The organism is Paenibacillus sp. MDMC362 (genome assembly GCF_003269305.1).
Taxonomy (GTDB): Bacteria; Bacillota; Bacilli; order Paenibacillales; family Paenibacillaceae; genus Paenibacillus_AQ.
The window spans coordinates 44,993-58,150 of record NZ_QLYT01000060.1; the positions used below are offsets into that span (position 1 = coordinate 44,993).

The 13,158-nt window shown below is 36.3% G+C and carries 14 protein-coding genes; all 14 read left to right on the forward strand.

Annotation, left to right across the window (positions count from 1 at the left end; genetic code table 11):
• Positions 1-222: 222 nt before the first annotated feature.
• Positions 223-729 carry an SRPBCC family protein gene (locus DP091_RS25945; protein ID WP_113061032.1) on the forward strand — a complete coding sequence of 169 codons (507 nt, stop codon included), beginning with the start codon at positions 223-225 and terminating at the stop codon, positions 727-729.
• Positions 730-1,247: 518 nt separating this feature from the next.
• Positions 1,248-1,664 (forward strand): hypothetical protein, encoded by a 417-nt coding sequence (locus tag DP091_RS25950; protein WP_113061033.1) that lies wholly within the window; start codon positions 1,248-1,250, stop codon positions 1,662-1,664.
• A 216-nt stretch (positions 1,665-1,880) separates the two neighbouring features.
• Entirely contained in the window at positions 1,881-2,951 is a 1,071-nt protein-coding gene (locus tag DP091_RS25955; protein WP_113061034.1) for a serine hydrolase domain-containing protein, read from the forward strand.
• A gap of 325 nt (positions 2,952-3,276) precedes the next feature.
• Positions 3,277-3,612 (forward strand): DUF3024 domain-containing protein, encoded by a 336-nt coding sequence (locus DP091_RS25960; protein WP_258394696.1) that lies wholly within the window; start codon positions 3,277-3,279, stop codon positions 3,610-3,612.
• Positions 3,613-3,787: 175 nt separating this feature from the next.
• On the forward strand, positions 3,788-4,276 hold the full coding sequence (locus tag DP091_RS25965; protein WP_113061035.1) for a hypothetical protein: 489 nt from the start codon (positions 3,788-3,790) through the stop codon (positions 4,274-4,276).
• 220 nt (positions 4,277-4,496) lie between these two features.
• A complete protein-coding gene (locus DP091_RS25970) occupies positions 4,497-5,045 on the forward strand; it encodes an ATP-binding protein (RefSeq protein ID WP_113061036.1) in 549 nt (182 codons plus the stop codon).
• 32 nt (positions 5,046-5,077) lie between these two features.
• Complete coding sequence (locus tag DP091_RS25975; RefSeq protein ID WP_113061037.1) at positions 5,078-5,347, forward strand: GNAT family N-acetyltransferase; 270 nt, start codon at positions 5,078-5,080, stop codon at positions 5,345-5,347.
• A gap of 1,114 nt (positions 5,348-6,461) precedes the next feature.
• Positions 6,462-6,851 (forward strand): GNAT family N-acetyltransferase, encoded by a 390-nt coding sequence (locus DP091_RS25985; protein ID WP_113061039.1) that lies wholly within the window; start codon positions 6,462-6,464, stop codon positions 6,849-6,851.
• Between the two features lie 236 nt (positions 6,852-7,087).
• Positions 7,088-7,867, forward strand: a complete 780-nt coding sequence (locus DP091_RS25990; RefSeq protein ID WP_181469925.1) for an HAD family hydrolase — start codon at positions 7,088-7,090, stop codon at positions 7,865-7,867.
• A 461-nt stretch (positions 7,868-8,328) separates the two neighbouring features.
• On the forward strand, positions 8,329-8,913 hold the full coding sequence (locus DP091_RS25995; protein ID WP_181469926.1) for an HNH endonuclease: 585 nt from the start codon (positions 8,329-8,331) through the stop codon (positions 8,911-8,913).
• Positions 8,914-9,173: 260 nt separating this feature from the next.
• Positions 9,174-9,830, forward strand: coding sequence for an NUDIX hydrolase (locus tag DP091_RS26000; protein WP_113061042.1), 657 nt, complete (start codon positions 9,174-9,176; stop codon positions 9,828-9,830).
• A gap of 185 nt (positions 9,831-10,015) precedes the next feature.
• Positions 10,016-10,666 (forward strand): lysozyme inhibitor LprI family protein, encoded by a 651-nt coding sequence (locus DP091_RS26005; protein ID WP_113061043.1) that lies wholly within the window; start codon positions 10,016-10,018, stop codon positions 10,664-10,666.
• Between the two features lie 272 nt (positions 10,667-10,938).
• Positions 10,939-11,442 (forward strand): GNAT family N-acetyltransferase, encoded by a 504-nt coding sequence (locus DP091_RS26010; protein WP_258394697.1) that lies wholly within the window; start codon positions 10,939-10,941, stop codon positions 11,440-11,442.
• A gap of 1,436 nt (positions 11,443-12,878) precedes the next feature.
• A partial coding sequence (locus DP091_RS26025) for an aminopeptidase (protein ID WP_181469927.1) occupies positions 12,879-13,158 on the forward strand: 280 nt, incomplete at its 3' end.

A 13,158-nucleotide genomic window follows, 5' to 3' on the forward strand; every position in this document is an offset into this window, starting at 1 on the left:
GAAGCGAGTGACCACATCCTGCCCCCTAAGCCCGTCGGGACGTCACTGCATTAGGTGTTCGGCAAGCCTCACAACTATAAGCAGCGACTCTAAGGGGCCAGGACGTCGTCAATACAAAACGTTAGACGAAATTCTCTGTTAGTGCATCTATAAGTTCTAAAGGCAAAGATATTAAACAGAAACTAGTATCTTTGAACCGTGAAATAAAGGAGGAGGATTTTCATGGGTAATAATCTAAATCAATCGTTTGAAATTACGCGTGTATTCAATGCCCCTCGCGAACTCGTATTTAAAGCATGGACAGAGCTTGAGCATTTCGCGAAATGGTGGGGACCAAAGGGGTCCACCCTCGAAGTCGTTAAAATGGACGCTCAATCAGGTGGTGCATTGTTAAGTTTTCAGACGACTCCTGACGGAAATCTAGTTATGTGGAGAAAATTTGAGTACCAAGAGGTTGTCGACCCTGAGAAAGTTACTTATATCCAATCCTTTTCCGATGAGCGAGGCAATACGATCCGAGCGCCATTTAGCACGAGTTGGCCTCTTGAAATTTTGAATATCATAACGTTTGAAGATAGCAAAGGTAAAACTTTCTTAAAACTGAAAGGTTACCCTATGAACGCTTCCGCTGAGGAACAAGAATCATACAACGGTATGGCTCCAAAGCTCCAACAAGATCTTGAGGGGACTTTCGATAAACTTGCCGACTATCTTGTCTTCCTGAGTTAGAATATGTAAAATTATCCTAATTTAATAAAGTATAAACCAAGTAGTCGCGAGTTAGTCGGAGGTATGAATTCACTTCGGAGTCGCGACTTTTTCTTTGCGAAAATTTAAAGTGCGGGGACAGATCGCTTTGGATTATAATTCTAATATAAGGAGAGGGAACAAATAAACTTTCTTTGGAAAAACTATTATTGTGAGATTAGAAGAATAAAACAAGAATATGACGAGGTTCAAGATCAGAGATTTGGGAGTAGATCAACGAGAGATAAATTGGTCTAACACAGTGTTCGCGCATCGGTGGACAAGCCCCCTCGGTCCGGCATAGGGGTTTCAGGGAAGCATTGGCCGGACACATCTGCACCGACTAACCGCATCGCGGCCGCCCCTAGTGGGTCTTAAGTCGGTGGGACGTCGTGAATACAACAACGTTAGGTGAAATTGCCAAGAGTATGAAACATTTATTTTGAATTGGACGAGTGTAACTTTTCAACTTCAATTTAATAGCAAGGTTGGTGATTACAATGAAGAAAGTTTTGATTCTATTTTTAATGACCATAGTTTGTGGCTGTCAATCGAAGTCTGAAAATTCAATTCCAACTCACTTAATTTCAATTAGCTTAACAAAAATCTATCCAAGAGATATATCCAATGTAAACAAAGTCGAATTACTAGATGGATCAACAGGAGAGAGAAAAACAATTGTAGATGAGAGAATAATTCAAGAATGGCTCAACAAAATCAAAGAAATTGAATTAATTCCTGACGATAATCAAGAACAGAGATCAGGATATATTTTTGGAATTACCTTATTTGAAAATGAGGATAAGATTCTTGGATTCATTCCAAATGAAATAAACAACATATATTACAAAGCAAATGAAGCATTTTTAGAACCAACAAGAGCATTATTCGAAGAACAATTTGGACGAAAATTCTAAGAAAGAGACAACATCACCTAACATCATATCCACGCATCGGAGCCTGCCGGCTCCTCGGTCCGCCCTAAGGGGACGGCAAAGGAGAGGAATCAGGCGGACACATCCGCACCTAAGGATACGGATACATATATTGTCCTCCCAAAACAAGGTTGATTAATGTGATTTCAACATTCGAGTAATGAAAGCATCATAAAACTAAAAGGAGTAACTTTTACTATGAAGAATTTACATAGTTTTGTTTCAGATTACACGAAAGATAAGAAGCATTTACATCTTGCTATCGGGATTATTAGGGAGAACGATATTGAATACCATTCATTTAGTAATAATAAAAAGAAAAGTATAATCCCTCCCGAAAATATGTTGTTTGATATCGGCTCCATAACCAAAGTTTTTACATCAATACTATTATTAGAAATGGAACAGGAGAAACTGGTTTCCTCGGATGACGTTGTTGGTAAGTTCGTTCAAAACGTTAAAAACGATTATTTGAATAAGATTACCTTGAAAAGTCTTGCTACTCATACCTCAGGATTACCTGTATTGGCAACAAACCATATTTTGTCTAAAAAAAGATCGAATCCTTATTCAATTTATACCGAGCAAGATTTAACTGCTTTTTTATCTAATGCTGACTACACTGATAATATTGGTTCGTTTGAATATTCTAATATCGGTGTGGGCTTACTAGGAAATATTCTATGTAAGGTGTCAGGAAGTACATATGACGAACTGTTAAAAAAATATATAACGAGTCCATTAAAGATGAATGAAACAGCCGTTATGCTTGATTCAGAACAGAATAGCAGGTTTTTGAATGGACATGCTTCAACTGGGAAAAGAGTCCCTCATTGGGATCTTTCTATACATGAAGGAGCTGGGGGTATTAAGTCATCTGTTAGCGATTTGAGTTTATTTGTCCAAGCCAATCTAAATGATGATAATCCGATTGCCTCTACACTACAAAAAAGTCATCTCCCGATGTGGATCGGAAATTCAAACCGTTATTTTGGCTGGGGTGAGGATAAACTTCAAGATAAATGTATACTCTGGCATAACGGGGGCACATCTGGCTTTAATAGTTATCTAGCTTTGAATAAGGAACTTCGTGTAGGAATTGTATTACTATCAAATTATTCTTTTTTCACGAATTCTCTTATGGATTATTATTTTGCTCAATTAATAAAATGGATTACTAAAAAAGAGCCTTCTCAAGGAACTATGATAGACTCTACAGGTAAAAAAATATTTGAAACAATCATATGTAGGGAAAAGTCATTGAAGTAGCAGGGGACGATAGTTTAACATCGAATGCGAAAGAAATATTTTAGAAGGTAACTCAAAGAAGTCGCCGACATCAGTTAACAACAAGTTCCCGCTGCGTCGGGCCTCCGTTCCTCCTTGGTCTGCAGATGCCTTGACGAGGAAGTTGATCCTGCAGACACATCCATTCCCCTAAGCGACACGCGCCCAGAAATCCCCGAGAGTAAGATAAGAGCTATCTAACTCTCGGAGATTCCTTTAAGGGAGGACGTCGGGAACACACAAATGTTGTCTGACATCTTCGTGATATAATCAAAGCAAAACCGATTAGAGCAGGAGAGACAAAATTATGGATGATTTTACGAAGAAGCGGATCAAGAAGATCATGGACAAGTACACCGAAAATGCAGTACCAGACCATGTGAAAAACCAGATTAAAATCACATACAAGATCAGAGGAAATCACGTGACATTGATCGAAGAAAGACAAGGATATAAAAGCGAGCAATGGGTGCAAATGCCTGTAGCTCAGTTCAGATTAGATGAGAATGAATGGAAAATATATTGGCAAGACAGTAAAGGGAAATGGCATTTCATAGATGATATAGATCCGAATGAAGATTTTGAAACACAGTTAAAGATTGTGGACGAGGGGCATAACGGAATGTTTGGGGTTAACTCGTAGTGGCCAATGACATTGCATAACATAATATTCAAGCTGCGGCTCCTAAAGGAGCCTTGGTCTGCTTGATGAATTTCTAAAATGCAGCTCAGCAGACACATCCGACTACGTCGGACGTCAGGAACACACAAACGTTATGTGAAATCCCTTAAAGAAACTTAAAAACTAGGAGAGACAAATGAAACGAAACATATTATTTGTATTGTTGATATCTGTACTATTAACAAGTTGCAATCAGAATGAGCAAATAATATATTCAGCCCCAACGAATGTTCAAATAACGGATTACATCTATAGTAATAGCTTAGACATACAAGATAGTGTATGGATCAAAGACGCAGTGATCATTTTACTTGAGAATTCTTTAATATCACTCTACACCGACGAACATGAGAAGGTCTATGATCATAAGTTATCATGGGGGAGTAATGCTACAGAGCCTGTGATTGTAGGAAATGGAGTTCCTTATGTTGCTATTATCTTAAATGACAAGTTGCTAAGCTTGGGAGCAGAAAGAATATTAATTACTTATACTAATGGCAAGCCCTATCTACGAGGTATTACAAAGAAAAAGGGATATTTGATTTCTAATACAGAATCTAATGAAATTGATAACATAATAATATTTGATAAGGATGACAATGAACTTTATAAGAAGCGCAAGTAACTCGAGAAGAAAGGACTTCAAATAACACAGTATCTACGCTGCGGGCGTTTCCCTTGGCTCGCAAGAAGAGGTCAGCAGAGATGTGGTTTTAGCTCACAACCCTGCGAGGCTGGTGCGTTCGCGCCTTAAGCCTCTCGGGTTCGTAAATGCAGAGACGTTATCTGAAAGATCGGCAAAAAACATTATATAGACCAGCAGATCATTAATAGGAGAGTATTTTATGAGACGCCTAGTAATCATGACGGTTGGAAAAACGCATAGTGGAAAGACCACTTTCGCTAAAGAATTAGAATCTGTATTACAACAAGCCATTGTCATTGATCAAGATAATCATGCTGAATTTATTAATAGCCATTATAAGAAACTTCTCCCTAAGGATGGGCCTAACACTTTAAAGTTCACTGTAACTAATGCGATTGTTAAGTATGCTATTGAGGAAAGCAATTTCCACATTATCTTGAGCAATTCCAATTTAAATAAATCTGGAAGAACAAATGTACTCCGACACTTTCAGGACAAAGGATTTGAAAGTATTATAGTTTACTTTGATCTACCAACTGATTTACTGAAAGAACGTGTAATACAAACTCAAAGAAGTAAAGCTATATTTAGAAGTGCTTCAAGCTTTTTAGAAGTATTGGAGAGCCAAGAAAATTTGACAGAGATACAACCTAGTAAAGATGAAGCGAATTATCTATTTGACATTAAGGACTCCAATAATACCATGGATATTATTCAACAAATAAAAGTTATTAGTGAATTTAGATAATACGAAGAAGCTGATCCATCAGATAACACGTATTGAGGCTTCAAACCTGGCGGTTCTCGGTCGAAGTCGTAGGATATGCTCAAACAAGTCAAGTAAATGAAGAAGAATATGAATTACTAAGAATCTATGTACGACCTGAATATCATAAAAAGGGAATAGGAAAAGGCTTCATTGAGGAATATATTCAAGTTTTAAAGCCAATAAAGAAACTGTTTGCTTGGGTAGCGAAAGAGAACCACAGTGGAAGAGCGTTTTATGAGAAGAGCGGATTTAAAGAATTAGAAGAAAAAATGAAACAATAGAAGGACAGAGTAAAAAGCAAATTAAATATGTATTGGAAATCTTGAATTAATAGGGTGTAAGAAGTTCAACGCGGCATTGCCTAACAACGTATCTACGCCGCGTCGCATTCGCTCCTTGGTCTGCCGAGGAATTTTCGAAGATGCGGTCTCAGCAGGCAACCCTGCACAGCCTAACCGTGTCGCGGCCAGTCGCATACGCTCCTTTAAGGCAGTGAGGGTTCGTAGATACAAAAACGTTATACGAAACCACTTAGGAAACCAAGGAGGATTTACAATGATTTGGGAGTCATCCTATTGGAAAGATGATCTCTTAGCACTATCTGAGAAGATTACTGGCATAAAGTTGGTGAATTATTTGATTTGAATAACCCCGTTAATGAAAAGATGCGAGCAAGTCATCTATATAATCAAATAATACATAGTTACATCTTTCTGATTTCTACAGATGAATCAGAAGCTATAAATGGGTTTTTCTTTTGTTCTGTCAGAATGCGAAATAGGAAACTATATTATATTGAATTCGATGAGTTAAATAAATTTATTACAACTGTAGGCAATGATTATCCAGTTAGACAAAGTTTTGATTATGACGAAGCAATTAAAGATTATAAAATTGATACACATATAGAAAGTAATTAAATGTATTTGAAAGTGTGTTCAAAGTATAGCTGGCATCGGATAATTGAGTTTTTTTGTTGAGAATGGTAGAAGATGGAGTTAAACCCTCTATATTTTTTAATAATGATGATTCGGCAGTATTAGAAGTGGAAGTGCTAAAATACGATTTGGAAAGAGAATTAGAGAACTATTAGAGACCAGTAATGATGTAGTATTTCGAGGAAGTCAGGGGCATCGCATAACATCACATTCACGCATCGGGGCTTACGCCCCTCGGTCCGTAAGAAGTATTTCGGAGAAGTTGTTTCAGCGGACAACCCTGCACCGGCTAAGTCTGACGACCCGCGCTACGCTCTTAAGCCGATGAGGGTTCGTGAATGCCTGAACGTTATCGGAGACTCATGCAAAGCTAAGCTATTTAAGGATTAGGAAGTGATCAATTGATTAAGCATTTCATTGATTTGTCAGATCAAGAGCTATGTAAGTTCCTCACCTATTGCATGTTTCGAATGAAGAAAGAATAATTCAACAATGCAAACTCTATAAGACCAGTGAAGATAGATCGCTTCATGGGATATATTTGAAAGACATATTAGTTGGAATCATTGGTTTAATACATAACCCTGATGAAATTGAAATTAAACACATTGCTATCGAAACCGAATATAGACATAGAGGAATTGGACAAGAATTAGTAAGGGCAATATCAAAGTTATATCCTGATCTAGAATTAATTGCTGAAACGAATAAAGACGCAGTGAGTTTTTATAAGAAAGTCGGCTTTATGATTACAAATCTTGGAGAGAAATATCCTGGAATAGAGCGTTTTAAATGCGTATATAAGAACATTGAAGGAGATTTCGAAGGTATTTCGAGGAAGGCTTGAGTATCCGATCACAACGTATTTACGCTTTGTCTATATCGCTCCTTGATCCGACCGAAGTAGGAAAAAGGTGGTTCAGGGAAGGTAATTCAGTAGCAGAGAAGCGTAGTCAGCCGGACAACCTTGCACTGCCTAACCGCGTTGCGGCCGTTTCCCTCCGGTCACTTAAGGCAGTGAAGGTTCGTGAATACAAAAACGTTAGATGAAATAACGATGAATTTTATATAGGAGGCGTTTCGTTGAAGTATTCTACCATTGTCTTAGATTTGGATGGCACATTTTTAAATTCTAAAAAGCAAGTCTCTGAAAGAAACTTTGAAGCCGTACTTTCCTGTTATCAAAGGGGGATGAGGATAATCTTTGCAACAGCACGCCCTCCTAGAACTGTAAAGTTTTTTCTTCCAAAAGAGTTGTTGGAGATTGGAGCGTTTGTGTATTATAACGGAGCACAAACAATATGTAATAAATCCAAGACCGAATTTTGTGAATCAATTCCATCTGATTTAACTTCTGAAATCATCGATTATTGCTTACATCATTATCCGCAACTAGATATGACAATGGAAGTAAAAGATGAATGGTTTGGCTTACGCGAATATGATTATACTACCACAATGAATGCAAGGTCTAACCCAATAATTAAATCATTGGAAGAATTAAAACAATATGAAGCTACAAAGATATTACTCTCCGGCAAAAATCAGATTCCAGGACTTATTTCGAAGTTTGGACAGCAATTAAATATACTGATTACGGATAATAATCAATTGATTCAAATAATGCCACTTCAAGCATCGAAAGAGTTAGCAATTACTAGACTTTGCAATATATACAATGAAGAACTGGATTCACTGATTGTATTTGGTGATGATCACAATGATTTAGGACTGTTCAAGTCAGCTGGATATTCAATAGCAATGGGGAATGCAGTAGTTGAATTGAAAGATATTGCAGATGAAATAACAGAAACTAATGATAACGATGGAGTAGCAATAATCTTAGAAAGATTGTGTGGGTAACTCAAGGTTACATCATCTAACACAATATTCGCACTGCGAGCCATTCGGCTCTTGATCTGTCAGAAGTATATTGAGGAAGATGAATCAGGAAGATACATCCATTCCCCTAAGATAAGAGCTATCTAAGAGGAATGGGCGTCTCGAATACCCAAACGTTATAGGAAATCATTGAAAGAATGAAAGGAATATGAAAGTATGCGCATAGATGAATCATATAAAACATTAAAACTGAATTATGCATACCAAATTGCCTCTATTGCTGCGATATAATTACTAGTAAAAACATAGATGAAAAATTCAATGAATATTTATGGTTTTTCGCGAGAGATCGAGATGAATATTTCTCTGAGTTAGTACAAGGGAATGAAATTAAGTTACAAAAACCTCATAAAGAATCAATATTATATAAATTTATTAGTGATCTATTAGTTATGATTTTAACAAAAAAGGAATATTGGTTTGTGGATGATTTTTATAATTTTGAACATGAAGAAATAGAATCATATATATTACAGAACTTTATCGAGCCATTAGAAGTGTATAACCCCAAAATTAATAAATATAGAATTATCCTAGAAGAACTAAAAACTCAATCAACTGAAGAGAATAGGGATCAATACGAAGAGAAGATAAAAGATATTATTAATGAAATAATGGATTTGTTTATTGCAGGTAATAACAGTATTGAAGATGAGACTTTCTATCTTTTGTTTAATGTTAAGTTGTTTTTATATTATTTTAATGAGTTATTGTCTGAATACGTATCGGAAAGTGAATGTATAAATATTAATAGGGTTAGAGTACCAACATGGCTCAAAAAAGGTGTATTCTTCAGAGATAATGGAAGATGTCAAAATTGTTCTAGGGATTTGTCTGGAATTATTAATGTTAACCCAGAAAGGGGTTTACATTTTGATCATATAGTTTCATTAGAAAACGGAGGATCAAATGATCCGACTAATTTTCAATTATTATGTTCTGACTGTAACTTGAAGAAATCAACAAAGAATAAAAAACCTAAATTATTGTATCAGTTCTATTGGTAGAATACTTTTCTTGTATTAACAATAACCAGGAAATTAGTAGGTTTTACAATGATGCCAATGACATCGCATAACAGCATTTTCACGCGGCGGACCTGGCGCCCCTTGGTCTGCAGAAGGTTTTCAGAGAAGCAGATTCAGCAGACAACCCTGCACTGGCTAAGTCCGTCGGACCCGGGGTTTACACCCCTTAAGCCAGTGAGGGTTCGTGAATACAAAACGTTAGGTGAAATATCACGAAAAACCAATTGAGGTGAAGATTTTTGTTAAGACCTATCAATGAATATCCAAAAGACAAGAAAGTAGCAGGAATTCATAGTTTACCTATTACTGAAGATGGATCCGTTATTTTTGTATGGGATATAAATGAAAAAACATTGACTACCGTCGGAGGTCGAATCGAAGAAGGGGAAGATCTCGATTCAGCACTCAATCGTGAAACGATTGAAGAAGCAGGGATTGAATTAGAAGATAAAAGAATACCGATAGCTTCTTGGTATTGGGATAATACAGACACTTATACCGTGTTTGTCATTGCTCGGGTTAAAAAGTATGTAAATTTACCAGTAGGATTTGAAACATCGGGTAGAGTGGTAATGAATTTTGAAACTGCACGTCAACTAATAACAAAGTTAGAAGGGATAAGTCATAGAATTGAACTATTAAATTTAGCCGAACAGGAAAGTATTAAGCTATTAAATCAAAGGGTTTCGGAACAGTTATACCGACTAAAAGACAAAAATGAAAATCGATTTTTACACCCTAACTTGATGAACGATCGCTTCAGGGTAATTGGTCGTCACACTCTAGTCCAAGACAGTTATGAACAAGAGTTAATTCAAATAGAATCATTAGGGCCAAGTTATACCGGAGGATACATTCTTGTTTCACCAAATGATATACAAAAGTTAAAAACTTAGTGGGGGTTCTCAGAGAAGTCATGATACTCCCCATAACACCGCATTCACGCATCGACGCCCTTGATCGCAGACGAGGATTCGAAGAAGTGGTTGCTGCCACAACTCCCTTCGGGAGTTCGTGAATGCGAGGAACGTTATGCGCCATTACCGGTAAATATTAAAGATAATATTTAAGGAGATAATTTATGAAAGGTAAGATACTCTTATTATTTTTTATTACGATAGTGTTTTCATCTTGTCAAAATATTAGTCAATCGACTATCTTGAACAGCGAAATTAAATCAATAATGAATTCTGAACTGCTTCCTGATGTAGTGAGTACAGGTAATGGAACAGAATCGAAAGAAATAACTGAAGGTCGATCAGATCCTTCTAACAATGAAGTGTTATCCATGAGCATTGGGAACTATGATTTGACTGGAGAATTTTATGATGAAATGCTTCGAAATCCTATAGATCATGATTATGAAGTGGAATTTAATGAATTACAAAATTCCAATGAGTTTACAACATTTGAATGGGGGGCGTTGGAAAGCAAATATACAGAGATTTGGGATAAAGAGTTGAATCAAATATATAAAAAGCTTCTTTCTAAGTTGGATAAAGAACCAAGAGAAGCACTAATTGAATCGCAGAAAGAATGGTTACAGTACCACTTAAGGGAAACCAAATTCGTAGAGAAGACATTTATTAGTAATGGTTACCTTGGATCACAAGGATCGGTAAGCTTAGGCAGGGTTATACGGGAGAGAAATAGGGAAAGAACAATGCGATTATTTGAATATCGATATTTGCTAGATGGTGAAGTTGAGTTTTTATACCAAAGTAAAAACTAGAGTTGGAATCTTGATCAAAGGTTTTTAGGTGATGTTCCGAAGACAGTAACGGTGCATAACACTGTATTCACGCTGCGGGAGCTTAAGCTCCCTTAGTCCGGGCCGAGGAACTTCGGAGAAGCAGAGTCAGCCGGACAACCCAGCGAGCCTAAGTCTGACGACCCGTTCCCTGCGGTCACTTAAGGCTCTCGAGTTCGTGAATACAACAACGTTATGCGTAATTACTGGAAGTGCTAATAAAACAAAACATTATCTAAAGGATGAAATCAATTATGAATTATCCAATTGTTAATACAGAAAGACTTTTTGCAAGAGTACTTCATTTAGACGATGTGGATCTCATTTATAAGCATTTCTCTAATCAAGAAGTGACGAGATATATGGATATTGACGTTTGTAAAGAGCGAGCAGAAGCCGAAGAAATAATAACTTTTCATATGAGTGATCCCGGTTGTAGGTATGGTCTGTTTCTTAAAGATACAGGGGAATTCATCGGGACATGTGGGTATCATTGTTGGATGTTAGATGCGAATGGATCAAGAGCTGAAATCGGGTTTGATTTACATCCGAATTATTGGGGTCAGGGTTATATGAAAGAAGCTTTAAATGAGATTGTAAAGATTGGATTTGAGTTGATGGAGTTGGATCTTATTGAGGCAACAACGGAACAAGAAAATAAGCAATGCCAAAGGCTATTGAATAAAGTCGGATTTATAAAAGAAGAGGTTTTAAAAGAAAATTTGATGTACTACAGATTAAATAAAAAGACAATATGAAAGATGATTCAGGAAGCCGGTAACAACGCATAACATTGTAATTACGCTGAGTGTCGGCTGACGCCGTCCCACGGTCCGCCAGGGGCATTTCGAAAACATGAATACGTGAACGTTATCTGAAATATTCGTATGAAACATAATATTATCAATCATAGCCGATTAAGGGACAGTGTATGAAGATCAAGCAAACTAAAGAGCAAGGACTTAGAAATTAACTCAATTAAGAAGTACAGAATGTTCATGTGACAATGTATCCTAAATTTGGAGGATCTAATAATTTGGCGATTTTATACAGAATATGGATTGTGATATCTTTTATGTTTTCGTTAATAGGAGTAATTAATTTTTGGCCTAATTATGTTGATAATGAATTCCCATTGTTTACTGATGTTGTAAGTGTTCTAATATTCTTTCCTTCATTCTTTGTATTATTTTTCTCTTTTTTGACACTTATGATTAATAAACTACTGATAAAAAAGACTGTTTATAGGTTTCTAGTTGGTATCACATAATATTGCTTAACATTACTGCCTTTGTATTTTATTTTCAAAAATATCTGGAGCACCAATATTAGAATAACAACAATTTCATTAACTTCGCTAGCGGGTCTTTTACACTATTGGATTTCATTTTTCATATCATTTAAAATCAATGCCTCTAATGGAATCAATGATGGATAATTGGAGGTAGACAATACATCACCTAACACTGCATTAACCAAAGTGTCGTTACGCTCTCTTGGTCACCAGAAGGAGGTTTCGAAGAAGTTAATTCAGGTGACACATTCAATCGCTAAGTGGTTGAACCACCTGGACCTGCGGTCCTTAAACCAATTGGACGTCGGTAATGCGCGAACGTTATGCGAATTTCATCAAGACATGATTACAGAAATCATATAGCAACAAAAGAAGGCCGTATTACTACATCTAGTGATGATATTAACGATTTCTCTATGTCAATAGCAATAAGGCTTGACCTGATAGACCGACTATTAATAAGACTTACTAATAGTATACTCCTGTTAAGTAAAAAAATAATGAATGTATCTTAAGAGCATATTTTCACATAGGACAAAGAAGGATATGCTCTTTGCATAAACGATGATTTGAAGCTTGATTTATTACTCGATATCGATGCATTTTTGTACGAAATTAACTCTTGCTGCGATTTATTTGGTCAGTATATTTATAAGTTATATACTGCAATAGGGATATCTATTCTTAAAGATAAAACGGGACAAGAGTTAGCAAGAATATTCACAGTTGCATCAAACGACACAGCGTGGTTCAGGGTCCTAGATGAAAGTGGAAATTTCTTTATTCAAAATGGAACACCATATATTGCTCTTGATATTACTGATGAGAAAAACAAGAATCCAAATACGATCAGCAATAATATAAACAATAAATATAATGAAGTACTGAAGGAGACTTACGATGAAAGATCCAAGAATTGTACAGCTCGCTAAAAATCTTATTCAATATTCGGTGAAGCTGCAACGAGAGGAAAAAATATTAATTGAGGTTGATGGATTGGAAATCCCTTTGGCCAAAGAATTAGTAAGGCAGTCATACCTCGTAGGTGGAGTCCCATTTTTATTAATAAATAATCACGAGTTATTAAGAGAGATTTTGATTGAGTGTACTGAGGATCAATTAAAAGCAATGGCATCTTACGACCTAAATCGAGTAAACGATATGCAAGCCTATATACTTA

What these genes read in the sequence shown, in the direction of transcription:
- DP091_RS25945 (WP_113061032.1), top strand. Translation starts at nt 223, where the DNA reads ATGGGTAATAATCTAAATCAATCGTTTGAAATTACGCGTGTATTCAAT.
- DP091_RS25950 (WP_113061033.1), top strand. Translation starts at nt 1,248, where the DNA reads ATGAAGAAAGTTTTGATTCTATTTTTAATGACCATAGTTTGTGGCTGT.
- DP091_RS25955 (WP_113061034.1), top strand. Translation starts at nt 1,881, where the DNA reads ATGAAGAATTTACATAGTTTTGTTTCAGATTACACGAAAGATAAGAAG.
- DP091_RS25960 (WP_258394696.1), top strand. Translation starts at nt 3,277, where the DNA reads ATGGATGATTTTACGAAGAAGCGGATCAAGAAGATCATGGACAAGTAC.
- DP091_RS25965 (WP_113061035.1), top strand. Translation starts at nt 3,788, where the DNA reads ATGAAACGAAACATATTATTTGTATTGTTGATATCTGTACTATTAACA.
- DP091_RS25970 (WP_113061036.1), top strand. Translation starts at nt 4,497, where the DNA reads ATGAGACGCCTAGTAATCATGACGGTTGGAAAAACGCATAGTGGAAAG.
- DP091_RS26005 (WP_113061043.1), top strand. Translation starts at nt 10,016, where the DNA reads ATGAAAGGTAAGATACTCTTATTATTTTTTATTACGATAGTGTTTTCA.
- DP091_RS26010 (WP_258394697.1), top strand. Translation starts at nt 10,939, where the DNA reads ATGAATTATCCAATTGTTAATACAGAAAGACTTTTTGCAAGAGTACTT.